The 24,737-nt window shown below is 65.7% G+C and carries 31 protein-coding genes and 1 tRNA gene; 16 read left to right on the top strand and 16 right to left on the bottom strand.

What is annotated here, in order from left to right:
- The 3 genes from odhB to MTR66_RS17755 all read left to right on the top strand — a co-directional run.
- On the top strand, window positions 1-946 hold a 946-nt coding region (gene odhB / locus MTR66_RS17765; RefSeq protein WP_243923481.1), incomplete at its 5' end, for a 2-oxoglutarate dehydrogenase complex dihydrolipoyllysine-residue succinyltransferase.
- A gap of 139 nt (window positions 947-1,085) precedes the next feature.
- Window positions 1,086-2,483, top strand: a complete 1,398-nt coding sequence (lpdA, locus tag MTR66_RS17760) for a dihydrolipoyl dehydrogenase (protein ID WP_243923479.1) — start codon at window positions 1,086-1,088, stop codon at window positions 2,481-2,483.
- A 21-nt stretch (window positions 2,484-2,504) separates the two neighbouring features.
- Window positions 2,505-3,452, top strand: a complete 948-nt coding sequence (locus MTR66_RS17755; RefSeq protein WP_243923477.1) for a hypothetical protein — start codon at window positions 2,505-2,507, stop codon at window positions 3,450-3,452.
- Between the two features lie 49 nt (window positions 3,453-3,501).
- On the opposite strand, the gene MTR66_RS17750 is transcribed toward MTR66_RS17755, so the two are convergent.
- Window positions 3,502-3,702: a DUF1737 domain-containing protein gene (locus tag MTR66_RS17750; RefSeq protein ID WP_243923475.1), complete on the bottom strand. Its 201-nt coding sequence runs from the start codon at window positions 3,700-3,702 to the stop codon at window positions 3,502-3,504.
- Window positions 3,703-3,846: 144 nt separating this feature from the next.
- Here MTR66_RS17750 and MTR66_RS17745 point away from each other — a divergent pair, with 144 nt between their 5' ends.
- Window positions 3,847-4,149, top strand: coding sequence for a GIY-YIG nuclease family protein (locus MTR66_RS17745; protein ID WP_243923473.1), 303 nt, complete (start codon window positions 3,847-3,849; stop codon window positions 4,147-4,149).
- A 123-nt stretch (window positions 4,150-4,272) separates the two neighbouring features.
- Here MTR66_RS17745 and MTR66_RS17740 read toward each other — a convergent pair whose 3' ends face one another.
- The 4 genes from MTR66_RS17740 to MTR66_RS17725 all read right to left on the bottom strand — a co-directional run bounded on the left by MTR66_RS17740 (window position 4,273) and on the right by MTR66_RS17725 (window position 7,156).
- On the bottom strand, window positions 4,273-4,671 hold the full coding sequence (locus tag MTR66_RS17740; protein ID WP_243923471.1) for an ACT domain-containing protein: 399 nt from the start codon (window positions 4,669-4,671) through the stop codon (window positions 4,273-4,275).
- Between the two features lie 4 nt (window positions 4,672-4,675).
- A complete protein-coding gene (hslU, locus tag MTR66_RS17735) occupies window positions 4,676-5,977 on the bottom strand; it encodes an ATP-dependent protease ATPase subunit HslU (RefSeq protein ID WP_243923470.1) in 1,302 nt (433 codons plus the stop codon).
- Window positions 5,978-6,024: 47 nt separating this feature from the next.
- Entirely contained in the window at window positions 6,025-6,597 is a 573-nt protein-coding gene (gene hslV, locus MTR66_RS17730) for an ATP-dependent protease subunit HslV (RefSeq protein ID WP_327194526.1), read from the bottom strand.
- A 61-nt stretch (window positions 6,598-6,658) separates the two neighbouring features.
- Complete coding sequence (locus MTR66_RS17725; protein ID WP_243923469.1) at window positions 6,659-7,156, bottom strand: outer membrane protein assembly factor BamE; 498 nt, start codon at window positions 7,154-7,156, stop codon at window positions 6,659-6,661.
- Between the two features lie 165 nt (window positions 7,157-7,321).
- Here MTR66_RS17725 and MTR66_RS17720 point away from each other — a divergent pair, with 165 nt between their 5' ends.
- The 3 genes from MTR66_RS17720 to MTR66_RS17710 all read left to right on the top strand — a co-directional run bounded on the left by MTR66_RS17720 (window position 7,322) and on the right by MTR66_RS17710 (window position 9,564).
- A complete protein-coding gene (locus tag MTR66_RS17720; RefSeq protein ID WP_243923468.1) occupies window positions 7,322-7,849 on the top strand; it encodes a ubiquinol-cytochrome C chaperone family protein in 528 nt (175 codons plus the stop codon).
- Window positions 7,846-8,379 (top strand): YceD family protein, encoded by a 534-nt coding sequence (locus MTR66_RS17715; RefSeq protein ID WP_243923467.1) that lies wholly within the window; start codon window positions 7,846-7,848, stop codon window positions 8,377-8,379. Before MTR66_RS17720 ends, MTR66_RS17715 begins: the two co-directional genes overlap by 4 nt.
- A gap of 111 nt (window positions 8,380-8,490) precedes the next feature.
- On the top strand, window positions 8,491-9,564 hold the full coding sequence (locus MTR66_RS17710) for a DUF5694 domain-containing protein (RefSeq protein WP_243923466.1): 1,074 nt from the start codon (window positions 8,491-8,493) through the stop codon (window positions 9,562-9,564).
- A 95-nt stretch (window positions 9,565-9,659) separates the two neighbouring features.
- Here MTR66_RS17710 and ssb read toward each other — a convergent pair whose 3' ends face one another.
- From ssb to MTR66_RS17680, 6 genes are all read right to left on the bottom strand, one after another.
- Window positions 9,660-10,229 carry a single-stranded DNA-binding protein gene (gene ssb, locus MTR66_RS17705; RefSeq protein ID WP_268740581.1) on the bottom strand — a complete coding sequence of 190 codons (570 nt, stop codon included), beginning with the start codon at window positions 10,227-10,229 and terminating at the stop codon, window positions 9,660-9,662.
- 133 nt (window positions 10,230-10,362) lie between these two features.
- Complete coding sequence (locus tag MTR66_RS17700) at window positions 10,363-10,863, bottom strand: hypothetical protein (protein WP_243923465.1); 501 nt, start codon at window positions 10,861-10,863, stop codon at window positions 10,363-10,365.
- Between the two features lie 173 nt (window positions 10,864-11,036).
- Window positions 11,037-12,881 (bottom strand): ferrous iron transporter B, encoded by a 1,845-nt coding sequence (gene feoB, locus MTR66_RS17695; protein ID WP_243923462.1) that lies wholly within the window; start codon window positions 12,879-12,881, stop codon window positions 11,037-11,039.
- Window positions 12,878-13,132, bottom strand: a complete 255-nt coding sequence (locus MTR66_RS17690; RefSeq protein ID WP_243923460.1) for a FeoA family protein — start codon at window positions 13,130-13,132, stop codon at window positions 12,878-12,880. The genes feoB and MTR66_RS17690 overlap by 4 nt, the downstream gene beginning before the upstream one ends.
- A 151-nt stretch (window positions 13,133-13,283) precedes the next feature.
- The gene (locus MTR66_RS17685) at window positions 13,284-13,937 is read right to left on the bottom strand and encodes a COQ9 family protein (RefSeq protein ID WP_243923458.1); all 654 of its coding nucleotides are present in this window, start codon (window positions 13,935-13,937) and stop codon (window positions 13,284-13,286) included.
- Window positions 13,938-13,951: 14 nt separating this feature from the next.
- A complete protein-coding gene (locus tag MTR66_RS17680; RefSeq protein ID WP_327194525.1) occupies window positions 13,952-14,596 on the bottom strand; it encodes an ankyrin repeat domain-containing protein in 645 nt (214 codons plus the stop codon).
- Between the two features lie 92 nt (window positions 14,597-14,688).
- On the opposite strand from MTR66_RS17680, the gene MTR66_RS17675 reads away from it, so the two are divergent.
- Genes MTR66_RS17675 through MTR66_RS17650 form a run of 6 tightly spaced genes read left to right on the top strand, consistent with a single transcriptional unit; the run spans window position 14,689 to window position 18,652 of the window.
- Window positions 14,689-15,315, top strand: a complete 627-nt coding sequence (locus MTR66_RS17675) for an SCO family protein (protein WP_243923457.1) — start codon at window positions 14,689-14,691, stop codon at window positions 15,313-15,315.
- On the top strand, window positions 15,303-15,815 hold the full coding sequence (locus MTR66_RS17670; protein ID WP_407673071.1) for a YcgN family cysteine cluster protein: 513 nt from the start codon (window positions 15,303-15,305) through the stop codon (window positions 15,813-15,815). Before MTR66_RS17675 ends, MTR66_RS17670 begins: the two co-directional genes overlap by 13 nt.
- A gap of 5 nt (window positions 15,816-15,820) precedes the next feature.
- On the top strand, window positions 15,821-16,546 hold the full coding sequence (locus MTR66_RS17665; RefSeq protein WP_243923456.1) for a M48 family metallopeptidase: 726 nt from the start codon (window positions 15,821-15,823) through the stop codon (window positions 16,544-16,546).
- 32 nt (window positions 16,547-16,578) lie between these two features.
- Window positions 16,579-17,079 (top strand): hypothetical protein, encoded by a 501-nt coding sequence (locus tag MTR66_RS17660; RefSeq protein WP_243923455.1) that lies wholly within the window; start codon window positions 16,579-16,581, stop codon window positions 17,077-17,079.
- Window positions 17,076-18,050, top strand: a complete 975-nt coding sequence (gene ribD / locus MTR66_RS17655) for a bifunctional diaminohydroxyphosphoribosylaminopyrimidine deaminase/5-amino-6-(5-phosphoribosylamino)uracil reductase RibD (protein ID WP_243923454.1) — start codon at window positions 17,076-17,078, stop codon at window positions 18,048-18,050. The genes MTR66_RS17660 and ribD overlap by 4 nt, the downstream gene beginning before the upstream one ends.
- Window positions 18,035-18,652, top strand: a complete 618-nt coding sequence (locus tag MTR66_RS17650) for a riboflavin synthase (protein ID WP_243923453.1) — start codon at window positions 18,035-18,037, stop codon at window positions 18,650-18,652. Before ribD ends, MTR66_RS17650 begins: the two co-directional genes overlap by 16 nt.
- 143 nt (window positions 18,653-18,795) lie before the next feature.
- On the opposite strand, the gene MTR66_RS17645 is transcribed toward MTR66_RS17650, so the two are convergent.
- The 5 genes from MTR66_RS17645 to MTR66_RS17625 all read right to left on the bottom strand — a co-directional run bounded on the left by MTR66_RS17645 (window position 18,796) and on the right by MTR66_RS17625 (window position 22,552).
- A complete protein-coding gene (locus tag MTR66_RS17645) occupies window positions 18,796-19,128 on the bottom strand; it encodes a GIY-YIG nuclease family protein (protein ID WP_243923452.1) in 333 nt (110 codons plus the stop codon).
- A gap of 135 nt (window positions 19,129-19,263) precedes the next feature.
- Complete coding sequence (locus MTR66_RS17640; protein ID WP_243923451.1) at window positions 19,264-19,884, bottom strand: DJ-1/PfpI family protein; 621 nt, start codon at window positions 19,882-19,884, stop codon at window positions 19,264-19,266.
- Window positions 19,885-19,896: 12 nt separating this feature from the next.
- Entirely contained in the window at window positions 19,897-20,436 is a 540-nt protein-coding gene (locus MTR66_RS17635) for a GNAT family N-acetyltransferase (RefSeq protein ID WP_243923489.1), read from the bottom strand.
- Between the two features lie 2 nt (window positions 20,437-20,438).
- Window positions 20,439-21,617, bottom strand: a complete 1,179-nt coding sequence (locus MTR66_RS17630) for an amino acid aminotransferase (protein WP_243923450.1) — start codon at window positions 21,615-21,617, stop codon at window positions 20,439-20,441.
- Between the two features lie 89 nt (window positions 21,618-21,706).
- Window positions 21,707-22,552, bottom strand: a complete 846-nt coding sequence (locus MTR66_RS17625; RefSeq protein WP_243923448.1) for a DUF1134 domain-containing protein — start codon at window positions 22,550-22,552, stop codon at window positions 21,707-21,709.
- A gap of 280 nt (window positions 22,553-22,832) precedes the next feature.
- Between MTR66_RS17625 and MTR66_RS17620 the strand changes: the two genes are divergently transcribed.
- From MTR66_RS17620 to MTR66_RS17610, 3 genes are all read left to right on the top strand, one after another.
- Window positions 22,833-22,923 (top strand) — tRNA-Ser (locus MTR66_RS17620).
- Window positions 22,924-23,081: 158 nt separating this feature from the next.
- Entirely contained in the window at window positions 23,082-24,074 is a 993-nt protein-coding gene (trhO, locus tag MTR66_RS17615; protein WP_243923446.1) for an oxygen-dependent tRNA uridine(34) hydroxylase TrhO, read from the top strand.
- Complete coding sequence (locus MTR66_RS17610) at window positions 24,058-24,705, top strand: glutathione S-transferase (protein WP_243923444.1); 648 nt, start codon at window positions 24,058-24,060, stop codon at window positions 24,703-24,705. Before trhO ends, MTR66_RS17610 begins: the two co-directional genes overlap by 17 nt.
- The last annotated feature ends 32 nt before the right edge of the window (window positions 24,706-24,737 follow it).

Genomic DNA, 24,737 nt, shown 5'->3' with positions numbered 1-24,737 from the left:
AACGCCCGCGCCTGCCGCCGCCACCCCGGCTCCGGCCCCCACCGCCGTCGCAGCGGAAGCCCCCGCAGGCGCTGCGGTGCTCTCGCCCGCCGTGCGCCGCGCGGTGCTCGAATACGGCATCGATCCCGCGACCATCAAGGGCACCGGCAAGGACGGCCGCATCACCAAGGACGATGTGATCGCCGCCGCCAAGTCCAAGCCCGCCTCGGCGCCCGCCAGCGCGCCCGCCGCTGCCGCCGCCCCGGCTCGCAGCGAGGAACGCGTCAAGATGACGCGCCTGCGCCAGACGATCGCCAAGCGCCTCAAGAGCGCGCAGGACAATGCGGCGCTGCTCACCACTTTCAATGACGTGGACATGTCCGCCGTCATCGAGGCGCGCAACAAGTACAAGGACGTCTTCGCCAAGAAGCACGGCATCAAGCTCGGCTTCATGTCCTTCTTCGCCAAGGCCTCGGTGCTGGCGCTCAAGGACATCCCGGCCGTCAACGCCCAGATTGACGGCGACGAAATCGTCTATCACGACTACGTCGACATCTCGATCGCGGTTTCGGCCCCGAACGGCCTTGTCGTGCCCGTCGTGAAGGACTGCGACAAGCTCGGCTTCGCCGGGATCGAGCAGGCCATCGCCGACTACGGCAAGAAGGCCAAGGAAGGCACGCTCACCATGGAAGACATGAAGGGCGGCACTTTCACGATCTCCAACGGCGGCGTGTTCGGCGGCCTGATGTCCACCCCGATCATCAACCCGCCACAGAGCGCCGTGCTGGGCCTCCACCGCATCGAGGACCGTCCGGTCGTGCGCGACGGCCAGATCGTGATCCGCCCGATGATGTACATCGCGCTCTCCTACGACCACCGCATCATCGATGGCCGCGAAGCCGTGACCGCGCTCAAGACCATCAAGGAAGCGATCGAGGATCCCACGCGCCTGCTGATCGATCTTTGATCCGATACGTCCCGCTCTGCCCACACTTCGATCCTTCGACACGCTCAGGATCAGGGTGAGCGGGGTGGGATTTGCTGCTTGAATACCCAAGTCCGCTCGTGCTGAGCTTGTCGAAGCACGTTGAAACGGAGCCCTAGAAATGGCTGATTACGATTACGACGTCCTTGTCATCGGTGCCGGTCCCGGCGGTTACGTCGCGGCGATCCGCGCGGCGCAGCTGGGCCTGAAGACCGCCTGCGCCGAAGGGCGCGAAACGCTGGGCGGAACCTGCCTCAACGTGGGCTGCATTCCCTCCAAGGCCCTGCTCCACGCTTCGGAATACTTCGAGGCGGCCAAGGGCGGCGCGATGGCCAGCATGGGCATCAAGGTCTCCCCCGAACTGGACCTCGACACCATGCAGGGCCAGCGCAAGGACGCGGTGAAGGGCCTGACCGGCGGCATCGAGTTCCTGTTCAAGAAGAACAAGGTCGACTGGCTGAAGGGCTATGCCCAGTTCAAGGACGCGCACACCGTCGAAGTGAACGGCGAGACGAAGACCGCGAAGAACGTGGTCATCGCCACCGGCTCCTCCGTCACTCCCCTGCCCGGCGTGGAAGTCGACAATGCCAAGGGCGTGGTGGTGGACAGCACCGGCGCGCTGGAACTGGCCTCCGTGCCCAAGAAGATGGTCGTCATCGGCGGCGGCGTGATCGGGCTGGAACTCGGCTCGGTCTGGCGCCGTCTGGGCGCCGAAGTGACGGTCGTCGAATTCCTCGACCAGCTCCTGCCCGGCATGGACGGGGACGTGCGCAAGGAAGCCTCCAAGATCTTCAAGAAGCAGGGCATGACGCTCAAGCTCGGCACCAAGGTCACGGGCGTGACGGTGAAGGGCAAGAAGGCCACTGTCACCGTCGAGCCCGCCAAGGGCGGCGATGCGGAGAAGCTGGAAGCGGATGCGGTGCTGGTCTCGATCGGCCGCCGTCCCAACACCGACGGCCTCGGCCTCGACAAGATCGGGCTGGAACTCAACCAGCGCGGCCAGATCGAGACCGATCATGACTTCGCCACCAAGGTCGAAGGCGTCTGGGCCATCGGCGACGTGATCCCCGGCCCGATGCTCGCGCACAAGGCCGAGGACGAAGGCCTCGCCGTGGCCGAGAACATCGCCGGCCTCACCGGCATCGTGAACCATGATGTGATCCCGAGCGTGGTCTACACCCAGCCCGAGATCGCGGGCGTGGGCCTCACCGAGGAAGCCGCCAAGGAACGCGGTGCGGTGAAGGTGGGCAAGTTCCCGATGCTCGCCAACTCGCGCGCCAAGACCAACCACGAGCCCGACGGCTTCGTGAAGGTGATCGCGGACGCCGAGACCGACCGCGTGCTCGGCGTATGGTGCATCGCCTCGGTGGCGGGCACGATGATCGGCCAGGCCGCGCAGGCCATGGAATTCGGCGCCACCAGCGAGGACATCGCCTACACCTGCCACGCCCACCCGACGCACTCCGAGGCGATCAAGGAAGCGGCGATGGCTGTGACCGGCAAGCCGATCCACATTTGATCGGCCACATCTGACCTGAACATGAAGACCGCAGGGAAGGCAACGCGGGTCCGGCTTGTTACCGGGCTGAGCCTTGCCGTCCTTGCAGGTCTCGCGTGGATGGGGAGCCACAGCTCTCCCCTTCAATACCTCATCGTCAATGCCGCGGCGCTGATAGCGGCAGGCCTGATCGCCTGGATTCCGCTGCCGCGTTTCGGCCCGAAGACCGCGATTGTCATCTGCGCTGCCGGGATCACCCTGCTCGCCGCCACACTGACACCCGACGCCCTGCCCGCACTGAGCCGGGGGCACTGGCCTTCGGGCGTGCATCGCTGGCATCAGATCGGGCCTTTCCGCCTCCACGCCGCGGTGCTCTTCCTGCCTGCCCTTGCGGCCCTGGCATCCGGCCTTAGGGGCTGGACACGTGCCAGCGTGCTGGCGGCAGTGGCCGTCATACCCGCATTGCAGCCCGACCGGGCCGCCGCCCTGGCCTGGCTGCTGGCCGTCCTTGCCATAGTCCGCCAGCCGCGATCGTGGGCGGACACACTGGCCCTTACCAGCGCCGCTGCAGCACTCGCCGCAACCTGGGCCCGGCCAGACGCGCTGGCGCCCGTGGCTTTCGTGGAGACGGTGCTGCAAGATGGCTGGCACGCAGGCCCGGCATGGGGCGCGGCCCTCTCTCTGGGGCTGGCTGCGGCACTCGCAGCGCCGCTCACGGCAGGCCGCGCGGGCCAAGCCTGCGCGGCTTCCATGGCCGGATTTGCGATGGCATCTCTGCTGGGGGCCTATCCCGCGCCGTTCATAGGCTACGGCGCCTCACCCATTCTCGGGTGCGGGCTGGCAGCCAGCAGTGCTCGCGCGCCGTTACAATACAACTCGCTGATGAAAGCTCGTCCCCTTCCCTTCGTCATTGCGAGCCGAAGGCGAAGCAATCCAGGGCGGTTTGCGCCGACTCTGGATTGCCGCGTCGGCTTCGCCTCCTCGCAATGACGAACGAGACGAAGAAGAGTTGCAGCTACCAAGCCTGGTAGCCTCCGCCTCACTTCACCACGTCCGCCTCATGCCAGACGACGGCCTGCGCCGCTTTCATGCAGTTCTCCGCCGTATCCCATGAGATCACCGGCGAGCCGTAGAGGCGCCAGCCCTGTTCCAGCGCCTCGGACACGCGCTCGCAAAAGGCGCGGTCGTCCTTGCCGGTGAGCAGGCGGTAGATCGGGCGGTCTTCGGGGGTCTGATACATGGAAGCGCCTTACACCCGTTGCTGCATCATGGCGAGCACAGCGGCGCATTTGCGGTCGCTTCGTAATGACGAAGGACGACGGATAACCAAGATTTAACGCTCTTCATTCTTGCGGGAAACGCAGCGGCGAAGCAATTCAAAGCAATGCGGCGCGATTTCCAACCGGCAGTCTACATCATGGCAAGTGCCCGCAATGGGACGCTGTATGTGGGCGTCACCTCCTGGCTGCCCAAGCGCGTTTGGGAGCACCGGGAAGGTGTGATCGATGGCTTCACCGCGCGTTACGACTGCAAGCTTCTGGTGTGGTTCGAACTGCATGCAACGATGGAGCACGCCATCCTGCGCGAGAAACAGATCAAGGGCGGTTCGCGCAGGAAAAAGCTATCGCTGATCGAAACAGCAAACCCGCAATGGCGGGACTTGTTCGCGGACGTGTGCCGCCCATAGCTCCCCATTCTTCGTCATTGCGAGGAGGCGAAGCCGACGCGGCAATCCAGAGTCGGCGCAAACCGCCCTGGATTGCTTCGCCTTCGGCTCGCAATGACGAAGGATGGGGGTAAATCGAGTGCATCACGCGCCCCGCCCATCCGCCTGCAGGCGCTGCAGGATCGCCAGCGCTCTTGGGCCGTCGCCTTCGGGCACAAAGGCGTGATCGTGGTGATAGGCGGCGACCATGTTGCACGCGATGCCCGCGTCCGCGAGCGCGCCTGCCACGGCGGCGGTCAGCCCGGTGCCGTCGAGCGCCGAGTGCACTTCCAGTACGATCCGCGCCATCGGCAGCGAGACATCATGGCCCGCCGCCCGCGCGGCTTCGAGGGGAAGGATCTGGCTCAGCCCTTCCCCCTCGCGGAACGTGCCCAGCGCTTCGGCATGCGCTGGGCCGCCAGTGCAGAAGACCCAGGGCTGCGGATCGAGGCACGGGTTCATTCCCGCGATCATCGCCTCGCGCCCTTTAACCGGCCCGCTCATCCCGTCAGAGAATGTACTTCGACAGGTTCGCATTGCCCGCGAGGCCGGAGAGCTTCTCGCGCACATAGGCCTCGTCCACCGTCACCGTCTCGCCCACGCGGTCCTCGGCCTCGAAGCTGAGTTCTTCCAGCAGCTTTTCCATTACCGTCTGCAGGCGGCGGGCGCCGATGTTCTCGACGCTTTCGTTCACTTGCGCGGCGATCTTGGCCACTTCGGCAATGGCGCCTGCCGTCACGTCCACCGTCACGTTCTCGGTGCCGAGCAGGGCGCGGTACTGTTCGATGAGGTTGGCGCGCGTTTCGGAGAGGATGCGCACGAAGTCTTCCTCGGTCAGCGCCTTCAGCTCCACCCGGATCGGCAGACGGCCCTGCAGTTCGGGCAGCATGTCGCTCGGCTTGGCGACGTGAAAGGCACCGCTGGCGATGAACAGCACATGGTCGGTCTTCATCGGGCCGTACTTGGTGGAAACCGTGGTGCCCTCGATCAGCGGCAGCAGGTCGCGCTGCACGCCTTCGCGGCTCACCGAACCGCCGCGCACGTCGGACACGGCGATCTTGTCGATCTCGTCCAGGAAAACGATGCCGTTGGTCTCCGCATTGGCCAGCGCGACACGGGCGACGTCGTCCTGATCCATGCGCTTTTCGGATTCTTCCTCGACCAGCTTGTCCCAGGCGTCGGGCACTTTCATCTTGCGGCGCTTCATGTTCTGGCCGCCGAAGGCTTTGCCCATGATGTCCGACAGGTTGATCATGCCGACCGAGCCGCCCATGCCGGGGATCTCCATCGGCGCATTGGGCGTGTCCTCCACCTCGATCTCGACTTCGGTATCGTTCATCGCGTTTTCAGTGATGCGCTGGTGGAACGAGGCGCGGGTGGCTTCCGAAGCGCCCTCGCCCACCAGGGCATTGAGCAGCCGGTCCATTGCTGCCTTGCTGGCCGCCTCGCGCACGCTCTCGCGGCGGCGGTCCTTTTCCAGACGGATCGCCTCTTCCACCAGATCGCGGGCGATCTGTTCCACGTCGCGGCCGACATAGCCGACTTCGGTAAACTTGGTGGCTTCCACTTTCACGAAAGGCGCATCGGCCAGCCGCGCCAGACGGCGGCTGATCTCGGTCTTGCCGCAGCCCGTGGGGCCGATCATCAGGATGTTCTTGGGCGTCACCTCGTCGCGCAGATCGAGCGGCAGGCGTTGACGGCGCCAGCGGTTGCGCAGCGCCACGGCAACGGCCTTCTTCGCCTCGCTCTGGCCGACAATGTGCTCGTCGAGCGCGCGGACAATGGCCTTGGGGGTGAGATTGTCTGTCATTGAAATTCCAAACTTCCGTTCGTGCCGAGCGGCCTTCAGGTATGAAATCAGACCGTTTCCACAGTCACACGGTCGTTGGTGAACACGCAGATATCGGCGGCCACCTGCATGGCCTTGCGTGCGATCTGTTCCGCATCGTCCTCATAGGCATCGACCGCACGGGCAGCGGCCAGCGCATAGTTGCCGCCGGAACCGATCGCCGCGATTTGCGACTCTGGTCCGCCCTCGGGTTCCAGCACGTCGCCATTGCCGGTGAGCACCAGCAGCGTATCGGCATCGGCCACGATCATCAGCGCTTCGAGATTGCGCAAGTACTTGTCGGTGCGCCAGTCCTTGGCGAGTTCCACTGCCGCGCGCATCAGCTGGCCGCGATACTGCTCCAGCTTGCGCTCCAGCCGTTCGAACAGGGTAAAGGCGTCCGCCGTCGCGCCCGCGAAACCGGCAATGACCTTCTCGTCATCGCCCAGACGGCGCACCTTGCGCGCGTTGGGCTTCATCACCGTGTTGCCCATGGAAACCTGCCCGTCACCGGCGATGACGGTCTTGCCGCCCTTCCTGACGCCGATGATGGTCGTACCGTGCCACTCGATCAGGCCGTGGCTCGCCCTGCTATCGTTCATGCAGGCGCATATATGCCGCGCCCGGCGAGGTTCAAGCCGGGACGGCCGCGCGACAAACTGCTCAGCTTCCGTTCGGCCCCGGGCCAGTCGGCGTTGCAGGCCCGCCGCCAACACCACCGGCCCCCACCGCGCCGATATTGCCGAAGAGATCTTCCAGCAGCGAGCGGTGGCGGCCCAGCGTCGGCGTCTTGTCCCCATTGGGGCTGATCCGCGCGACCTGCTCCATGCCGCGCTTGTCCACTGCGGTGACATTGCCCGCATCGTCGAAACGCACGCGCAGGATCGTCTCGTCCGCCGTGCGCGGGCGGCCGAACGGCGGGGTCTTCACGACTTGCGAGACGTAATAGTAGTCCTTGGTGCCGAACTGGCTCACGAAAGTCGGGCGGCCGAGCGTCTTTTCCACCGAAAGGCGGTTGTCGATGCCCGGCTGGACCGAATCGAGCAGAGTATGGTCGATCAGATAGCCGCGGTGATCGCGGATCGACGAGCAGCCGGCGGCCAGCGCGGAAAGCGCCAGAACCATTCCTGCCGTCCGGATCTTGTGACCAACCTTGCGCATTTTCATACTCCAAACCCGGCGGATACCGCAGCCGCGCCATAGTAGGCATTGCAGCCGGTATCCGAGCCCTATATCGCCCATGGCCTTAAGGCCCCGAAAGCGCCCGCGCAATGGGCGTTGGCCCGGATCGATTGAATTGCCGCTGAACGAAAGGCCCCTGCAGCCGTGTCCCTGATTTCCCGCATCCTCGGCAAACGCCCGGATTCCCGAGAGGCGGCGCGCCCGCTGTGGCACCGCGTGGTGGAAATCGCGCGCGAAAAGCTCTGGTATGCGCAATGCGGCGTGGCCGATACCGTGGCGGGCCGGTTCGATGCGATCACGCTGGTGCTGGCGCTGGTGATGCTGCGCATGGAGCGCAGCGGGAGCGGCGACGGCGCACTGATCGGCCCTTCGGCCCGGCTGACCGAGCTTTTCGTGGAAGACATGGACGGGCAATTGCGCCAGTCGGGCGTCGGCGATCTCGTCGTCGGCAAGCATATCGGCAAGCTGATGAACGTGATGGCCGGGCGCATCGGCGCGCTGAAAGAGGCTCTGGCACAGGACGATTCCGCGTTGATCGCCGCGCTTGAACGCAACGTCACCCTGATCGAGGGCGCCGACACCGCCCGCCTTGCCAGCGAAGTGCGCCGCCTGCATGCGCAGATCGATGCCTTGCCGGACGAAGCCCTGCTGGCCGCGGAGATCGCGCGATGAACACGCCGGACAGCACTGCCCCCGAATTTTCCCGCCCGCTCGATGTGCGCCAGGCCGAAGGCCAGGCCCCGCACGTGGAGGCGAGCGCCGCAGAACGCGAGGCGCTCGCCCGCCGCTTCGGCCTCGTGCGGATCGACAGTGTTTCGGCAGACCTCGAACTGCACCGCGACGACCGCACCGTGGAAGCGCGCGGACGCCTCAAGGCCGAAATCGTCCAGTCCTGCGCGATCTCCGCCGAGGACTTGCCGGTCTCCATCGACGAGCCCCTGTTCTTCCGCTTCGTCCCCGCCATGACCGCCTATGCCCCCGACGAGGAATTCGAGATCACCGCCGACGATTGCGACGAAATCGAATATACCGGCTCTCACATCGACCTCGGCGAAGCCGTGGCGCAAAGCCTGGCGCTGGCGATCGATCCGTTCCTCACCGGCCCCGAAGCGGAGGCGGCACGCAAGGCCGCCGGGATCGGCACGCCGGAAGATCAGGGGCCCTTCGCGGCGCTGAAGGGGCTGAACCTGGGCAAGGGGTAACAGACGGCTTTCCAGTTAGACAAAAAAAGCAGGCCTCTTAAGCGCTTGCCATGCCGTCTCGATATTATAGCGTGCCTCCGTTAGCCAATCACAAGACGAAGGAGGCATGCCGTGCGCGCGATCCTGGCATTGGTTCTGGGGCTTGCGGCCGCACCGCTGGCCGCAGCGCAAAGCGATCAGCCCCGTTTCGATCCGGGCCATATACACGCGCGGATCGCGGGCAAGCCCGGCGAGCTGCTGGTTCTGGGATCGCCGCACCTTTCGACTTTTCCCGATAGCTTCGCGCCTGCCAATCTGGCTCCGCTGCTGGCGCGTCTGGCTGCGTGGAAGCCGCAGGCCATTGCCATAGAGGCCGTCTCCGGCCCGCAATGCGATTTCATGCGCGCCTATCCCGATCGCTATGCCGATACGGTAAAAGGCTATTGCTGGGATCCGGCCCCGGCCCGCAAAGCGACCGGGCTGACCGTACCCGAAGCCACGCGGGAGGCGGAACGGCTGCTCACCCATTGGCCCGATGCGCCCACCCCTGCCCAGCGCCGGCACCTTGCCGCCCTGTTTCTGGCCAGTGGCGACCGAGCCTCGGCCATGGTGCAATGGTTCCGCCTGCCAGAGGCCGAGCGCCGTGAAGGCAATGGCCTCGATGCAACCTTGGCCGCCAGTCTTGCCAAGCTGAGCACGCGGCACGACGAATCGATCCAGATCGCGGCCCGGCTCGCCGCCCGCCTTGGCCTCGAACGGATTTTCCCAATCGACGACCACACGGCCGATTTCATGCCGTCTGACGATGCGGCTTTCAATGACGCGATCACCAAAGCCTGGGACAATCCGGCCAATCACGCGCGCCAGGCCCATGACAAGCGCATGAACGAACGCATGGGAACGCCCGAAGGCCTGCTTGCCATCTATCGCGATCTCAATGCGCCCGGCATGGGGAAAGTCGTGTTCGACAGCGACTTCGGCGCAGCGCTTCGCGATCCCTCACCGCAGGAATTCGGCCGCCAGTACGTCGCCTATTGGGAAACACGAAACCTGCGCATGGCCGCCAATATCCGCGACATGTTACGCGCGAAGCCGGACGAACGCGCCCTGGTCATCGTCGGTGCATCGCACAAGAGCTACTTCGAAGCCTATCTCAGGCAGATGCACGACCTCTCGCTGGAAGACGCCGAACGGGTTCTGAAATAAGCAAGGCGTTTTAAAACAAGCAAGATCAGGCCAATACAAAACGGCCGCCCGAAAGGGGCGGCCGTAAACCGTTGACCGGGAAAGTCCGGCCCGGATCAGAACGGGATATCGTCGTCCAGATCGTCGCCGAAGCCGCCGCCGCTGCCACCCGAAGAGCCGCCCGTGCTGCCCCAGTCGCTGCTGCCGCCCGACGACCCGCCGGAGCGGCCCCAGTCGTTGCCGCCACCCGAACGGCCGCCGCCGCCGAAGCCACCGCCCGAGGAACCGCCCTCGTTCCAGCCGCCGCCACCGCCGCGCTGGCCGCCGCCGCCCGGCGCACTGTCGAGCATGGTGAGCACGCCGCCCATGCCGCCGACGGAAACTTCGGTGGAATAGCGGTCGTTACCGTTCTGGTCCTGCCACTTGCGGGTGCGCAGCTGGCCTTCGATGTAGACTTTCGATCCCTTGCGCAGGAAGCGTTCGGCGACGCCCACCAGCCCATCGGACTGGAGCACGACCTGATGCCATTCGGTGCGCTCCTTGCGCTCGCCGGTCTGGCGGTCCTTCCAGCTTTCCGAAGTGGCGATGCGCAAGTTGCAGATGCGCCCGCCGTTCTGGAACGACTTGACCTCAGGATCGGCCCCGAGGTTGCCGACGAGAATGACCTTGTTGACGCTGCCTGCCATGATGGAATCGCTTTCGTTTGAATCTCGGCCGACGGGTTAGCGAACCACAGGGCTTTCTGCCAACCGTCGATAGAGCTGTTTTCCCCGCTTGGCAGGATGTGCCCTGCAAGACGATTGACCGGAACGCGATTCCTCAAGAACCGGCCGCAGTGCTTTCCTTTGCCAGCCAGTCACGGCGAACTGCGATGCCGGATGCAAGCCAAAGGGCCGCGGCAGCCATGAGCCCTGCCAATTCGCCCCCTGCCGGCGCTCCGGCAATGAAACCTGCAAACGCGGCCGCGATCAAGGCACCGCCGAGCACATAGAACGGACGAAAACGAGCGGCGAACGCGATAGGCAGGAAATGTAACCCGACCACCAGTGCCATCGAAGGCAGGAGAAGGTCTGGCCGGTGCAGATTGATGACAATGTTGGAGACGAGAAAAAGGCCGATGCCTTCACCTATGCTGCTCCACATGATGACTCGCTCTTCTTTGGGTGACGGCTTGATGCCATCACCGGGCGCGCGAATGACGTAGCTCGCGGGGAGCCCGATCAAAACGAACACCACAAACGGCAAAACCAGAACGGCGCCCGAAAGGTGCCATTGCCAGAACAGCGTCAGGGAAACGAACACCGCCCCGAAAAAGCTCATGATCAGCGCACCCCATGCCCCCAAAGCGCATCTCCGACATGATTGCGGGCGGCTCAGAATATCTTGCGTGGCGGCCCTTGCCAGACTGCTGAAGCTTCCCTTCGGATGCGAAGATACAGGATCGCGACGGGAGCGGAAAATTAAATATTTTCAGTGAGGTTACATGCCCCCGTCTAAAGCCCGGCGCTCACCGCAATCCAGTACGTCAGCCCCGCGGCCGCGTATGCCAGACCGAACAGGTAGGCGAGCATGAACGCGGGCCATTTCCAGCCGTTGGTCTCGCGCCGGGTAACGGCGATGGTGGACATGCACTGCGGCGCGAAGACGAACCAGGCGAGGAACGCCAGCGCCATCGGCAGGGTCCAGCGGCTCTTGAGCTGGTCGCCCAGTTCGGCGGCCTGCCGGTCATCGTCGTCGCTGGCATCGACGGCATAAGTCGTTGCCAGCGATGAGACGGCCACTTCTCGCGCGGCCATCGCCGGGATCAGAGCCAATGCCATGTCGCGGTTGAAACCGATCGGCTCGACCACGACGGAGAGGCCATTGGCGAGCTTGCCCGCGATCGAGGCATCGACCTGGCTTTCGCCGGGCTTCGCCTGCGGGAAATTGAGCAGCACCCACAGCACCACCGTGACGGTGAAAATGATCGTGCCCGCACGGCGCAGGAAGATCCACGCACGCTGCCACAGGCCGATCGCCATGTCCTTGAGCCGGGGAAGCTGGTACTTGGGCAGCTCCATGATGAAGCCGGAGGCCGCGCCCTTGGTCACCGAACGGCGCAGGATCAGCGCGACCAGCATCGCCCCCAGCACGCCCGCCACGTAGAGCGCGAAAAGCACCAGCCCCTGCAGCCCCACGCCGCCGCCGACATTGGTGTTGGGAATGAACGCGGCGATGATCACGGCATAGACCGGCAGACGCGCCGAACAGGTCATCATCGGGGCGATCAGGATCGTCGTCAGCCGGTCCTTGGGATCGGAAATCGAACGGGTCGCCATGATGCCGGGAATGGCGCAAGCGAAGCTGGAGAGCAGCGGGATGAAGCTGCGGCCCGAAAGCCCCACGTGCGCCATCAGCCGGTCCATCAGAAACGCCGCGCGCGCCATGTAGCCGGAGGCCTCCATCGCCAGAATGAAAGCGAAGAGGATGACGATCTGCGGCAGGAACACCACCACCGCGCCGACCCCGGCAATGATCCCGTCGGTAATCAGATCGCGCACGAGCCCTGCCGGCATCACGGCTTTCACGCCGTCATGCAGCCAGCCCACTCCCGCGTCGAGCGCATCGGCGAACGGCGTCGCCCAGGCGAAAACCGCCTGGAACACCACGAACAGCAGTACCAGCAGGATCACCGGCCCCAGCCAGGGATTGAGCAGCACCCGGTCCAGCCGGGCATGCAGGCGGTGGCGTTTCGATTCGGACAGGATCGCCGCGTCCGCCATGGCATGGGCGGCCACCCGGCGCTCGGTCGGCTTGAGGTTGGTCAGGCCCGGCCCCGGATGGCGCGCTTCGGCCGCGGCAATTGCCTCGCCCAGCTCGGAAAGGCCGCGCCGGCGCACGGCGACCGTGGGGACCACCCGCACGCCCAGTTCTTCCTCCAGCACCCCGGGATCGAGCGTCAGCCCGTCCCGCTCGGCCAGATCGACCATGTTGAGCGCCACCACAGCGGGCTTGCCCAGCGCCAGAACTTCCTGCGCGAAGACGAGATGCTGTTCGAGGTTCGAAGCATCGAGCACCACCACCAGCACATCGGGCGCCGCTTCACCCGGGAAACGGCCGCTGATGACCTTGGACGTCACTTCCTCGTCCGGGCTGGTGGGATCGAGGCCGTAAGCGCCGGGCAGGTCCGTCATCTCCACCGGCTCGCCAGTGGGCAGGATGAAGCGCCCGCTCTTGCGCTCGACCGTGACGCCCGGATAATTCGCGATTTTCTGGCGCGCGCCGGTCAACGCATTGAACAGCGCACTTTTGCCTGCATTGGGATTGCCAACCAGCGCGACCTTGCGGGGACGGCTCAAATATCCACCCTTTCGAGAAGCTCCACGTCTATTGCCGCGGCATGGGCCCGGCGCACCGCAATCGTCATGCGCCCGACGGCAAGGGCAATCGGGTCCCCGCCGCCCAGCACGCCGCGATGCGCCACGGCCACGCGCGCGCCTTCCTCAAGACCCAGTGCACGCAGGCGGCGCGCCTCTTCGGGCACGAGCGCGGCCCAGTCCACCGCCACGATGCGGGCCGTCTTGCCGATGGGAAGCACGTCGAGTGTCATGAAAGTTCCGCTGCCAGATTACGCAAGGAATTGCAACTGCTTCGCAATAACTTCGAGGCCTGTCATTGCCTCCGGTCAAATTGCAGCATCGCCCCAGCGAAGACCGCCCACGCCCGCCCTGTGGGAAAGAGGACCGGCACGCCCGCTCCCTTCAGTGGGCGGGGTAACGGATGCGCCCCAGCAGACGGGTCATGCTGAAACGCTCGTCCGGCTTGCGCAGGATCTGGCTCTTGGCCTTTTCGAAACGCATGATCCCTTCGATCCGGCGGTCAAGAAACGCGCGGGTCTCCGCCTTGTCATCGCTGGAATCGCGAACGAAGACCTGCAGCGTGGCGGCATAGATCCCCGCTAGGATCGCGCGCTTGGTATAGTGGTTGTAATCGGTCGCGGTGTCGCCCGCGAGATGCCACATCCGGTCCGCGCTGCGCCAGCCCAGCCGCGCGGAAGCGGCGATGTTGCGGGGCAGTGCCATCACCGCCAGCGCGCGGGTCAGCGCTTCCTCGCGCCCGGCCGCGGCATCGAGCCGGGCCATGACCAGGCGGCGGATGCGTTCGCGCACGGGCAGGTTCGAAAGCGAGGCGGCCGGAACCGCTGCCGCCATCTGCGCGTCCACATGCCCGGTCCAGGCCGCGATCATCGCCATCTGCCCGTCACGAAAGGCATAAGCGGCCAGATCGCGGTCCACACCGGCCATGTCCGCCGCCTGCGCCACGGCTTCGCTGGTCCAGCCGTCGAACGCGGCGGCATCGGCGATGGCCGGGGCCAGCTGCACACGCAGGGCTTCGAGCGTTGCGGGATCTTCCATCTGTCCGTCTGCCTTTAGAGTACCGGGCCGTAGACCGGCTTGGAGGATTTCGATGCGCCCTTCTTGGCGTAAGTGTCGATGGTGGTGAGGAGGCTGTTGTTCTCCCCTTCCAGCTTCGCATAGTCGCGCGCGCTGCGGCCGGAATTGTCCGCCACATCAGGGTTCGCGCCGGCCTCCAGCAGCACTTTCATAAGCTGCGTGTCGTGCCGGTGGACGGCGGAGATCAGCGGGGTTTCCCCGGCGTCGTTGGAAACGTCGGTGCGCGCGCCATGCTCGACGAGGAACTCGGCCCCGTCGCGCCAGCCCAGATTGATCGCCAGTTGCAACGGAGTGAGCCCGTGATCGTCGCCCTGGTTCACATTGGCGCCCTTGCCAATGAGGTAGCTCAGCCAGGTCCGGTCGCGCCGCTTGGTGACGATGTGCAGCGCCGTCTCTCCAGTGGAGATATCGCGGGCATTCACGATCTGGGAGGAATCCATGATCGCCTGCTCGACCTTCTCGCCCTCTTTCTTCTTCACCGACTCGAGGAACTTGTAGCCATCCGAAAAATCGGCCCATGCGGGAGCGGGCAGCACCAGCCCCATGGCCAGCGCGGGAATGGCGGCCTTCAGGATCGCCCGGGAAAGGGAAACCCTGCTTGCGGTCTTACGCTTCGACACCTTGAAATTCCTCCGGACTTTTTCATTCGCAAGAACGCTCCCGCCAAGGCGCCTTGCATAGGCGCGTTTAGCAGAGCATGAACCGGCGCGCCATGACCTACCGAAATTCCCGGACCGTAAAACCCGCCCCCCGGCTGTCTCTGGGCCTTGCCCTCGCCGTGTCTTTCCTCATGCCGCTGGCCGCCTGCCAGCAGCAGCCCCAGGCCGAGCGCCCGCCGCTTGAAGGCGCGGCGATCGGCGGCCCGTTCACACTGGTGGACAAGGACGGGAAGACCGTCACCCGGGACCAGTTCAAGGGCGAATGGCGCATCGTCTATTTCGGCTATACCTTCTGCCCGGATGCCTGCCCGCTCGACGTGCAGACGATGATGCGCGGCTTCAACATCTTCGCCAAGGCGCACCCCGATCTGGCCAGGAAAGTGCAGCCGATCTTCATCTCGATCGACCCGGCGCGCGATACGCCCAAGGTCGTCGGCGAGTGGACCGGCGCCTTCGGCCCGCGCCTGCTGGGCCTGACGGGAACGGCGGAGCAAGTGAACAAGGCCGCCGACGCCTTTGCCGTCTATCACAAGCGCGGCGCGGATACCGCGGGCGGATATCTGATGGACCACAGCCGCATCAGCTATCTGATGGCCCCGGACGGCAAACCCATCTCCATGCTCCCCACCGACAAGGGCGCCGATGCCGTGGCCGCCGAACTGGCGAAGTGGGTGAAGTGAGCGCGGACAAGCCCTTCTGGGAACGCCCGCTCTCCACGCTCAGCCGCACGGAGTGGGAAGCGCTGTGCGACGGGTGCGGCCAGTGCTGCCTGCACAAGGTGGAAGATGCCGATACCGGCGAGATCTATCACACCAATGTCGCCTGCAAGCTGCTCGACCTGAAGACTGCGCGCTGCAGCGACTATGCCCATCGCCGCAACTTCGTGCCCGACTGCATCCGGCTGACGCCCGAGACGGCGGGCGAACTCGCCTGGCTGCCGCCGAGCTGCGCCTATCGCCTGCGCGCCGAGGGCGATCCCCTGCCCGAATGGCACTACCTCGTCTGCGGAGACCGCGAGGCGGTTCACCGCGCCGGGATGTCGGTGGCAGGCAAAGTCATCAGCGAGACCGTGGCCGGGCCGCTCGAACACCACATCGTCTGGCCCTACGGCGACGATGAGGAGGATGAGTACGAAGACGGCTACGAAGACGGCGGCTCCGAACCCTGGGACGTGGCCTGAGCGCCATGCTCGACTGGCTGCGCCGCGATCCCCATGCCGAACCCACAGTGGAAGTGGCAGGACGCGCACTGCCCTTGGTGATCCGCCGGCTGGAGCGCGCCCGGCGCATGACCATGCGGCTGGCGCCGGATGGCAGCGAAGTGCGCATTTCCATGCCCCGCTGGGCCCGCACCGCCGAGGCACTCGCCTTCGCGCAGTCCCGTCATGACTGGCTGGCGCGGCAGATCGCGGCGGTGCCTCCAGCCGTCACGCTGGGCCATGGCGCCGAGCTGCCGTTCCGGGGCCGGACCTTGCGGCTGGTCCACGATCCGAAAGCCCCGCGCCGTCCGGTGGTTGCAGACGATGCGCTGCATCTCGGCGGCCCGGAAGCCTCTCTGGAAACGCGCCTGCTGCGCTGGTTGCGCGGCGAGGCGCTGGAACTGCTCACGGCCGACCTTGCCGAATATTGCGAACGCGCCGGGCAAGGCGCTCGGCGCATCGCCCTTTCGAACGCGCGGCGGCGCTGGGGCTCGTGCGCGCCGGACGGATCGATCCGGATCAACTGGCGGCTGATCATGGCGCCCGACATGGTGCGCCGCTCGGTCGTCGCGCATGAAGTCGCGCATCTTGTCCATTTCGATCATTCTCCGGCCTTTCACCACTGCCTGAAAGAGCTGTTCGAAGGGTCCGTTCATGAGGCCGACCGCTGGCTCAAAGCGCATGGCCGCTCGCTCTACGCGCCATTCGGGTAGCGTTCAGCCCGATTAGCGCCTAGATAGCCTCCATGATCTTCATGAAGCGCACGGGATACTGGAAAGACGTCAATCCCACCGGGATGATCGCGGACTTCCGGCTGGTCTGGCAGCAGGCTGGGCACAATCGCTGGCGTATTGCCGCCCTGTCCGCCGCCTGCACTTTCGCCGTGTTCTACCTGATGGCCCAGCAGGAAGGTGAAGCCCCGCATCCGCCGCCCAAGGTGACGTACATCTCCACCCTGCCCGCGCACCGCACGGACAAGGAAATCATGGCCGAGAACCGCGCCAACCAGAAGCGCAAGGAAGCCTGGCAGGCCGAACAGGCCAAGCGTGACGAGATGGTGCGCGATATCTACCGCACCATCGGCCGCGCCTCGGGCATGGACGTGGACAAGATCGAACGCGACGCCGCCAAGGAGCGTGCCGCCGAGGAAAAGGCAGCCGACGAAAAGGCCAAGGCGGAAATCGCCGCCGGGCGCGCGGCGGCCGAAGCGCGCGCAAAGCAACAGCAGGAACAGCAGCAGCAGTGAACGGGGATGCGCGCTGGCTCGCGGCGGCGGCTGCCCTGGCCGCCCGCGCCCGTCCGCTCAGCCGCCCCAATCCCGGCGTCGGCGCGATCCTTGTAAAGCACGGCCGCGTGATCGCGCGCGGCTGGACCCAGCCCGGCGGGCGCCCCCATGCCGAAGCCGTGGCGCTCGACGCGGCAGGCGAGGCGGCACGCGGCGCCACGCTCTACGTGACGCTGGAACCCTGCGCGCACCAGTCCCCACGCGGCCCGGCCTGCGCCGATCTGGTCTGCGATTCGGGCGTGGCGCGCGTCGTCATCGGCTGCATGGACCCGGACCCGCGCACCTCCGGCAGCGGCATGGCCCGCATCCGCGCGGCGGGAATCGCCGCGGAATACCACCCCTCGCCCGCCTGCGAGGCCAGCCTTTCGGGATACCTGATCTCCAGACACCGGGGCCGCCCCGAAGTCACCCTGAAACTCGCCCTCTCGCTCGACGGCTGCATCGCCATGGCGAGCGGCGAGAGCCAGTGGATCACCGGCGCCGAAGCCCGCGCCCATACCCATGCGATGCGCGCCAGATCGGACGCCATCCTCGTCGGTGGCGGCACCGTGCGCGCCGACGCTCCGCGCCTCGACGTGCGCCTGCCGGGCCTTGCCGAACGCAGCCCCGAGCGCTGGGTGCTCACACGCGGCGAGGCGGGCGAAGGCTGGCGCGCCCTGTCCTCCCCGCAAGCGATCGCGGCGATGGAGGGCGTGCAGTACCTCTTCGTCGAAGGCGGCGCCGGGGCGGCCACCGCGTTCCTCGCCGCCGGTCTGGTCGACCGCCTGCTGATCTACCGCGCGCCGATCCTTGTCGGCGGCCGCCCGGCGCTGGGCGACTTCGGCCTCGCCTCGCTCGCGGGAGCGCACGGCCAATGGCGCCTGCGCGAACGGCGGCAGCTTGGCAGCGACGCGCTGGAGGTTTACGAGGCCACCCCATGTTCACCGGAATAGTCACAGCCACCGGCACGATCCGCGAAGCCCGCCAGGACGGAGACTTGCGCGCCGTTATCGCCTGCCCCTTCGATCCCGCCGGAATCGCCATTGGCGCCTCGATCGCCTGTTCGGGCGTATGCCTGACCGTCGTTGAAAAGGGCGGTGCGCCGGGCGATGCGTGGTTCGCCGTGAACATCTCGGGCGAGTCGGTGGCGCGCACCGTGCCCGGCCGCTGGCGCGAAGGCACCGCGCTCAACCTCGAACCCGCACTGAAGCTGGGCGACGAACTGGGCGGCCACATCGTCACCGGCCATGTCGATGGCGTGGGCCAAGTGGTGAGTGTGACACCGGCGGGCGATTCGAAAGTGTTCGTGATCGCCGCGCCAAAGGAACTGGCCCCCTATCTCGCGCCCAAGGGCTCGATCACGGTCGATGGCATCTCGCTGACAGTGAACGAAGTGTCCGACCAGCCGGACGGCACTTGCCATTTCACGCTCAACATCATTCCCCACACCGCCGAAGTCACCACCATCGGCGCGATGCAGGCGGGGGACGGGGTAAACCTGGAGATCGACGTGCTGGCGCGGTATCTGCAACGGATGCAATCGCTGCGGGGGTGAGGCGCGATAGTCTATTTCCTTTCTGACAAGCTGCGGCACATAGACTTCAAACCCCGTGCGAATGCCCTTCGACAAGCTCAGGGCGAGCGGCTTTTGAGCAAAACAACATACATTCCAGCCTGTCAGCCATCCCCCAACCCCGCTCAGCCTGAGCTTGTCGAAGGCCGCGCGCCGCCCGTGGTTCCAGCCCGGCCACCGCTGCGGCAACGCGCCAGCTGCGAAACCAGCCCCCAATCCCCCGCCATCATCGCTTCCTTCTTGGCGCGGCTCCACCCCTTTAGCTTGCGTTCGGCGGCAAAGGCCTCGTCACGGGTCTGGAAACTGTCCGCCCAGAGGAACGTGACCGGCAAGCGCCTTGCAGTGTACCCACCCAGCGCGCCAGTCTGATGCTGGGCGATCCGATGTTCAAGATCGTCGGTGTGGCCGACGTAGTAGCTGCCGTCGCGGCAGCGCAGGATGTAGGTAAAGAACGCCATAGCTGAGAGTCTGGCGTGAGTGGATGGCCTTCGACAAGCTCAGGCTGAGCGGGGTGGGGTTAAAACTCGGTAAGGTTGTCAAACCTTCACCTTAAGAACCACCGCTCATCCTGAGCCTGTCGAAGGATGTTGGTCTCAGCCCTGCCCCAACGGCTCCAAAACGCCCTCTCCCGCAATCGCGGACAGCGCCTGATCGATATAGCGCGCCTTCTCACCCACCGGCGCCACATAATGAATCGCCTCCCGCGCATCCTCCACGCAGGCCCCGCGTGTGATCATCCACGCCGCCAGATACTGCGACGCCAGACAGCCGCCCGCCGTCGCCACATTGCCATGCGCGGCGAACGGCGCATCGATCACGTTCACGCCCGCTTCGATCACCCAGGGCTTCGTGGTCAGATCGGTGCAGGCAGGCAGATCACCCACCAGCCCCAGCTTCGCGAGCAGCAGCGTTCCCGAGCACTGCGCTCCGATCAACTGCCGCGACGGGTCCAGCCCGATCCGAGCCAGCATGGTTTCGTCTGCCGCGATTTCCCGCGTCCGGATGCCGCTGCCGATCAGTACCGCATCGGCCTCCGCCGCGAATTCCAGCGGCTTCTGGCGGCGGATGGTCACGCCGTTCATCGAGGTCACTTCGTCTGTGGGCGAAGTGATATGCGCGGCCCAGCCCTTGGGCTTCATGCGATTGAGAATGGCCGAGGCAATGAACGAATCGAGTTCATTGAAGCCATCGAACGTCAGAACAGCAATTTGCATGGATACGCCTTTTCAGCCCAGCGGCCCGCTCTTGAACCCTTCACGGGTGATCTCGTAAATCACATGCCGCACTATCTTCCCGGCGCGTTCGAACACGCGTGTGCGGTCCGTGAGGACACCGCCGATATTCTCCATCGCCCGGCGCGAGATCGCATTGTCCTCGCCCACCTGAAAGATCGCGCGGTCATAGTGCGCCAGCGCATGGGCCAGCATCAGCCGCTTGAATTCGGCGTTGTAGCCCTTGCCCCAGAAGGCGCGCGCAAGGAACGACCAGCCGATCTCGATCTCGCCGGGGTTTTCGGCTTCCTCCGGCCCGAACTGGCTGGAGCCGATGACCTCCCCGCCCGCCTTGTCGACGATCGCCAGTGCCCCGCCGCGCACAAAGGCATCGGCGAAGAACTGGCGGAACACCGGCTCCTGCCAGCGGTCGTGCGAGGGGTGCTGCGCCCAGATCTGCGGATCGCGCGCGATCGCGTAAAGCGTGTCCCAGTCTGCGGGGATGAGGGGCCGGAGCATCAGCCGGTCCCCTTCCAGAACCGGCCGACGATCCATCATCAGCCGGTCACATCCGCAACGGCGGCAAGGAACTGCTCGATATTGCCCATGGTGAGGCCCGCCACGTTGATGCGGCCCGAACCGGCGAAGTAGATGCCGTGCTTCGAACGCATGGCCTGCACCTGCTCCGGCGTGAAGGGAATGATCGAAAACAGGCCGTTCTGCCCGCCGAGGGGAGAGAGATCGACGCCGCCGGTCTGCCCCGCCGCCGCGAGCTTCGCGCGGACCTCACGCATACGGTCACGCATCTTGTCCAACTCGTCGAGCCACTGCGCGGTCAGCGCTTCGTCTTCGAGCACGATGCGCACCGCCGCGCCGCCGTGATCGGGCGGCTGCGACCAGTTGGCACGCGCCAGCGAATGGCCGTTCGACATGACCTTGGCAAGGTCCGCCGGATCGGACACCATCGCATAGAGCGCGCCCACACGGTCCCGGTAAAGGCCGAAGTTCTTGTCGCACGAATAGCAGATCAGCGCTTCGGGAACGGCGGCGAGCACGCGGCGCAGGCCATAGGCGTCCTCTTCCATGCCCTGGCCGAGGCCCTGATAGGCAAGATCGATGACCGGCAGGATCTTGCTCTCCGCCAGAAGCCCCGCGATCTCGTCCCACTCAGCGTGCGAATAGTCGATGCCGGTGGGGTTGTGGCAGCAGCCGTGCAGCAGGATGGCATCGCCTTCCTCCGCCGCCGCGATGGCGCCGCGCACCGCGTCCATATCGGTGGTGCCGTCCGCCTTGGCATGGCTGAACTCGACGACACCGAGGCCAAGATCGGCACAGATCTGGTTGTGGTTCGGCCAGCTCGGCTTGCCGACGATAATCCGCTTGTACCCGGCGCGCTTCACCATCGCGAGCGCCAGCCGCAGCGAGCCGGTGCCGCCGGGCGTCTGCATGCCTTCGATGCGGCCGCCCATATCCGGGCTGTCCTTGCCGAAAACGTAAGGCATCAGCGCCTTCACGAAGCCCATATCGCCTTCGGGGCCGAGGTAGGCTTTCGAATCCTGCGTATCGACGAGTATCTGTTCCGCCGCCTTGATCGCGCCGAACACGGGCGTGTTGTCCCGCCCGGTACGGTAGACGCCCACGCCCAGATCGATCTTGTCGGCGCGCGGGTCGTCGTTGTGGAGCTTGATCAGCGCGAGAAGCGCATCGGCGGGTTGTTGCTGAAGGTCAGTAAGCATGGCGGCGGGGGCTTACTCCCGCTCGCCACGGGGTGCAACAGGGTAGTGCGCAAGATATTTTCGCGCGGAGCGGCAGCCCGCTGCCATCCTCAGAACGGCAGCCACTTCTGCTTGTGCGAGAACTTCATGTAACCGATGTTCGCCCCCAGCCGCAGGCCTGCGCCCGCACGCACCGGGATCAGCACCACGTCACCGCGGCGCAGGTAGCTGACGGTAAAGCCGCCCACCAGATAGGCCTGCCCCTCGCCCGCGCCAAAGCGGTGGAACAGGTCTTCGGTGTCATAAAGATTGTAGACCAGCACGAAGGCATTGCCTGCATTGGCGCCCGCGTCGAACCCGATCGACGGGCCGGTCCAGTACACCGGCATCTCGCCTTCCACCTTGTGGTGCAGCGTGCCCGAACCATAGCGCAGCCCCACCGCGAAAGCGCCGCCAGCCTCACGGCCAACGATATAGGCGTTGGGCTCGCCCTGCTTGGCCAGCAGGTCCTTGATCACATCCGCAAGCCCCTTCGCGCCCTTGCCGAACACGCCTTCGGCCGCGCCGATCAGATCATCCTCCCGGTATGTGTCGGAAGTGTCCTGCGGGGGCGTGCCGGACGGTGCAGGCGTGGTCAGCTGATCGGCATTCCAACCCGCAACGCCGCCTTCGGTCTCGACCGGGGTGCCATTGCCGGAAGCCGGGGCGGACGGCTGCGTGGAGGGCAGCTCGCCCGTCTGCTCAGGCGCCGGAGCCGAAGGTGGCGGCGAAGCCGGCGTGGCAGCCGTGCCGGGATTGAGATCGGCATCGATCGCCGCATCGGGATCGATCGTCGTGACTTGCGCCCAGGCCGGAACGACCGGCGCGGACACTGCGAGGAAAGCCGCCGCCAGGGCAACCAGCGACCGGCGGGCACGGGTGCGCACCGTCTCCGGTTCGTATGTGTCGACTGGCATTAAATAGGCTCCCCTTGCATGTATGGCCTTTGCATCTCTGGCCGGAAATCGTGACTCGTGCCGCCTGCCCTGCACCCGGTGCGGGACGAATGGCGGCACCCTAAGAGAATCTACCGCACCTTACCCCGCAATGAACGGTCGATGGAGCGAGTCGGTTTTACGATGGGCCGACTCGCGAACCGCGCCATTGCGCCTCTTTTCAGGAAATCCGCATAATCGTCACATCGCCCCCTTGCTGCCCTGAAAAGCCGTCGCTATAGGGTCCGCCCTAGCCGCAGCCGGAGACGTGGGTGAGTGGCTGAAACCAGTTCCCTGCTAAGGAACCGTACTCTATCAGGGTACCGAGGGTTCGAATCCCTCCGTCTCCGCCACTTTTTCGCTCGCGGCAATCTCATTTCATTCGATACCCCCGCGGGGGCGGGCGAACGCCCGGGCCTCAGCCGCGGCCTGCAGGTTCGAATGCGAGCTTCCGTTCCCCCGTACAGTTCCGGGTACTGACGCGGGCCCGGCTTCGCGCTATGGGCGCGCGATGCAGACACCCTGTTCCGAATCTTCCTCCCTCGAATCCGGCACGCCCGTTTGCGTCGCGGCGCTTTACCGTTTCGCGCCGTTCGAGCACTTCGCCAGCCTGCGCGAGCCGCTGCTGGAGCTGTGCACCCGCGAAGGCATTCGCGGCACGCTGCTGCTCGCCGCCGAGGGGATCAACGGCACCATCGCCGGATCGCACGAAGGCATCGCCAGAGTGCTGGAGCATATCCGCGCCCTGCCCGGCTGCGCGGATGTGGACGTCAAGCTCTCGGGCGCGTCCGTGATGCCGTTCCACCGCATGAAAGTGCGGCTGAAGCGCGAGATCGTGACGATGGGCCAGCCCGGCATCGACCCGCTCGCGAGCGTGGGCACCTATGTCGAGCCGCAGGACTGGAACGCGCTGATTGCCGATCCCGGCACGATCGTGATCGATACGCGCAACGATTACGAAGTCGCCGTCGGCACCTTCGAACGCGCCATCGATCCGAAAACCGCCAGCTTCCGCGACTTTCCCGAATGGTTCCGCGCAGAGCGCGAACGCCTGCTGGGCGCGGGAACCCCGCCCAAAGTCGCGATGTTCTGCACCGGCGGCATCCGCTGCGAGAAATCGACCGCTTTCCTCAAGCAAGAGGGCATCGAGGAGGTCTATCACCTCAAGGGCGGCATCCTGAAATACCTCGAAACCGTGCCCGAGGAAGAGAGCCTGTGGCGCGGCGAATGCTTCGTGTTCGACGAGCGGGTGACGATCGGCCACGGCCTTGTCGAGGGCAGCTATGGCCTGTGCCGCGCCTGCCGCCGCCCGGTGAGCGCGGAGGACCGTGCCTCTCCGCTCTACGAGGAAGGCGTGAGCTGCCCTGCCTGCCATGGCGAACGCACCGAGGAACAGCGCGCCTCCTACCGCGAACGGCACAAGCAGGCCGCCCTTGCCGCGGCGCGGGGCGAAGAGCATATCGGGGCCGTCCAGAGCGGGCACGCGGATGAGCGCACCGGCTGATCCCGTCCTCTACAGCTTCCGCCGCTGCCCCTATGCCATGCGGGCAAGACTGGCGCTGGCCGTCAGCGGCACACGCTGCGAACTGCGCGAGGTAAAGCTTTCGGCCAAGCCAGAAGCGATGCTGGCGGCCTCGCCCAAAGGCACGGTGCCGGTGCTGGTGCTGCCCGATGGTGAAGTGATCGCGGAAAGCCTCGATGTGATGCGCCATGCCTTGTCGCGCCATGATCCGGAAGGCTGGCTCCTGCGCGATGACGCGGCGCTGATCGCGGCGAATGATGGCCCGTTCAAGCACGATCTGGACCGCTACAAATATCCCGAACGCCATGGCTCCAATGCGCTTGCCCACCGGGATAGCGCGCTGGCCTTCCTGCGCGATCTCGATGCGCGGCTGGCGGCGAGCGGCCAGCTTTGCGGTACCACACGCGGGCTGACGGACATGGCGGTGATGCCCTTCGTGCGGCAATTCGCGGCGGTGGACCGGGTTTGGTTCGATACCCTGCCCTTGCCGCACCTCAGGGACTGGCTGGCCGGGCACCTTGCGTCAGAGCTGTTCGCCACTGTCATGATGCGCGTTCCGCCGTGGTCTCAGGGTGATGCGCCGGTCAGCTTTCCGCCGGATCAAAAGGACTGAATCGTCATTGCGAGGCCCGCAGGGCCGCGGCA

Source organism: Novosphingobium beihaiense (assembly GCF_022832375.1).
GTDB classification, from domain to species: domain Bacteria; phylum Pseudomonadota; class Alphaproteobacteria; order Sphingomonadales; family Sphingomonadaceae; genus Novosphingobium; species Novosphingobium beihaiensis.
This window is presented reverse-complemented; position numbering and strand designations above follow the sequence as displayed.

What these genes read in the sequence shown, in the direction of transcription:
- lpdA (WP_243923479.1), top strand. Translation starts at nt 1,086, where the DNA reads ATGGCTGATTACGATTACGACGTCCTTGTCATCGGTGCCGGTCCCGGC.
- MTR66_RS17755 (WP_243923477.1), top strand. Translation starts at nt 2,505, where the DNA reads ATGAAGACCGCAGGGAAGGCAACGCGGGTCCGGCTTGTTACCGGGCTG.
- MTR66_RS17750 (WP_243923475.1), bottom strand. Translation starts at nt 3,702, where the DNA reads ATGTATCAGACCCCCGAAGACCGCCCGATCTACCGCCTGCTCACCGGC.
- MTR66_RS17745 (WP_243923473.1), top strand. Translation starts at nt 3,847, where the DNA reads ATGCGGCGCGATTTCCAACCGGCAGTCTACATCATGGCAAGTGCCCGC.
- MTR66_RS17740 (WP_243923471.1), bottom strand. Translation starts at nt 4,671, where the DNA reads ATGAGCGGGCCGGTTAAAGGGCGCGAGGCGATGATCGCGGGAATGAAC.
- hslU (WP_243923470.1), bottom strand. Translation starts at nt 5,977, where the DNA reads ATGACAGACAATCTCACCCCCAAGGCCATTGTCCGCGCGCTCGACGAG.
- hslV (WP_327194526.1), bottom strand. Translation starts at nt 6,597, where the DNA reads ATGAACGATAGCAGGGCGAGCCACGGCCTGATCGAGTGGCACGGTACG.
- MTR66_RS17725 (WP_243923469.1), bottom strand. Translation starts at nt 7,156, where the DNA reads ATGCGCAAGGTTGGTCACAAGATCCGGACGGCAGGAATGGTTCTGGCG.
- MTR66_RS17715 (WP_243923467.1), top strand. Translation starts at nt 7,846, where the DNA reads ATGAACACGCCGGACAGCACTGCCCCCGAATTTTCCCGCCCGCTCGAT.
- ssb (WP_268740581.1), bottom strand. Translation starts at nt 10,229, where the DNA reads ATGGCAGGCAGCGTCAACAAGGTCATTCTCGTCGGCAACCTCGGGGCC.
- MTR66_RS17700 (WP_243923465.1), bottom strand. Translation starts at nt 10,863, where the DNA reads ATGAGCTTTTTCGGGGCGGTGTTCGTTTCCCTGACGCTGTTCTGGCAA.
- MTR66_RS17690 (WP_243923460.1), bottom strand. Translation starts at nt 13,132, where the DNA reads ATGACACTCGACGTGCTTCCCATCGGCAAGACGGCCCGCATCGTGGCG.
- MTR66_RS17685 (WP_243923458.1), bottom strand. Translation starts at nt 13,937, where the DNA reads ATGGAAGATCCCGCAACGCTCGAAGCCCTGCGTGTGCAGCTGGCCCCG.
- MTR66_RS17675 (WP_243923457.1), top strand. Translation starts at nt 14,689, where the DNA reads ATGACCTACCGAAATTCCCGGACCGTAAAACCCGCCCCCCGGCTGTCT.
- MTR66_RS17665 (WP_243923456.1), top strand. Translation starts at nt 15,821, where the DNA reads ATGCTCGACTGGCTGCGCCGCGATCCCCATGCCGAACCCACAGTGGAA.
- MTR66_RS17660 (WP_243923455.1), top strand. Translation starts at nt 16,579, where the DNA reads ATGATCTTCATGAAGCGCACGGGATACTGGAAAGACGTCAATCCCACC.
- MTR66_RS17650 (WP_243923453.1), top strand. Translation starts at nt 18,035, where the DNA reads ATGTTCACCGGAATAGTCACAGCCACCGGCACGATCCGCGAAGCCCGC.
- MTR66_RS17645 (WP_243923452.1), bottom strand. Translation starts at nt 19,128, where the DNA reads ATGGCGTTCTTTACCTACATCCTGCGCTGCCGCGACGGCAGCTACTAC.
- MTR66_RS17640 (WP_243923451.1), bottom strand. Translation starts at nt 19,884, where the DNA reads ATGCAAATTGCTGTTCTGACGTTCGATGGCTTCAATGAACTCGATTCG.
- MTR66_RS17635 (WP_243923489.1), bottom strand. Translation starts at nt 20,436, where the DNA reads ATGGATCGTCGGCCGGTTCTGGAAGGGGACCGGCTGATGCTCCGGCCC.
- MTR66_RS17630 (WP_243923450.1), bottom strand. Translation starts at nt 21,617, where the DNA reads ATGCTTACTGACCTTCAGCAACAACCCGCCGATGCGCTTCTCGCGCTG.
- MTR66_RS17625 (WP_243923448.1), bottom strand. Translation starts at nt 22,552, where the DNA reads ATGCCAGTCGACACATACGAACCGGAGACGGTGCGCACCCGTGCCCGC.
- trhO (WP_243923446.1), top strand. Translation starts at nt 23,082, where the DNA reads ATGCAGACACCCTGTTCCGAATCTTCCTCCCTCGAATCCGGCACGCCC.
- MTR66_RS17610 (WP_243923444.1), top strand. Translation starts at nt 24,058, where the DNA reads ATGAGCGCACCGGCTGATCCCGTCCTCTACAGCTTCCGCCGCTGCCCC.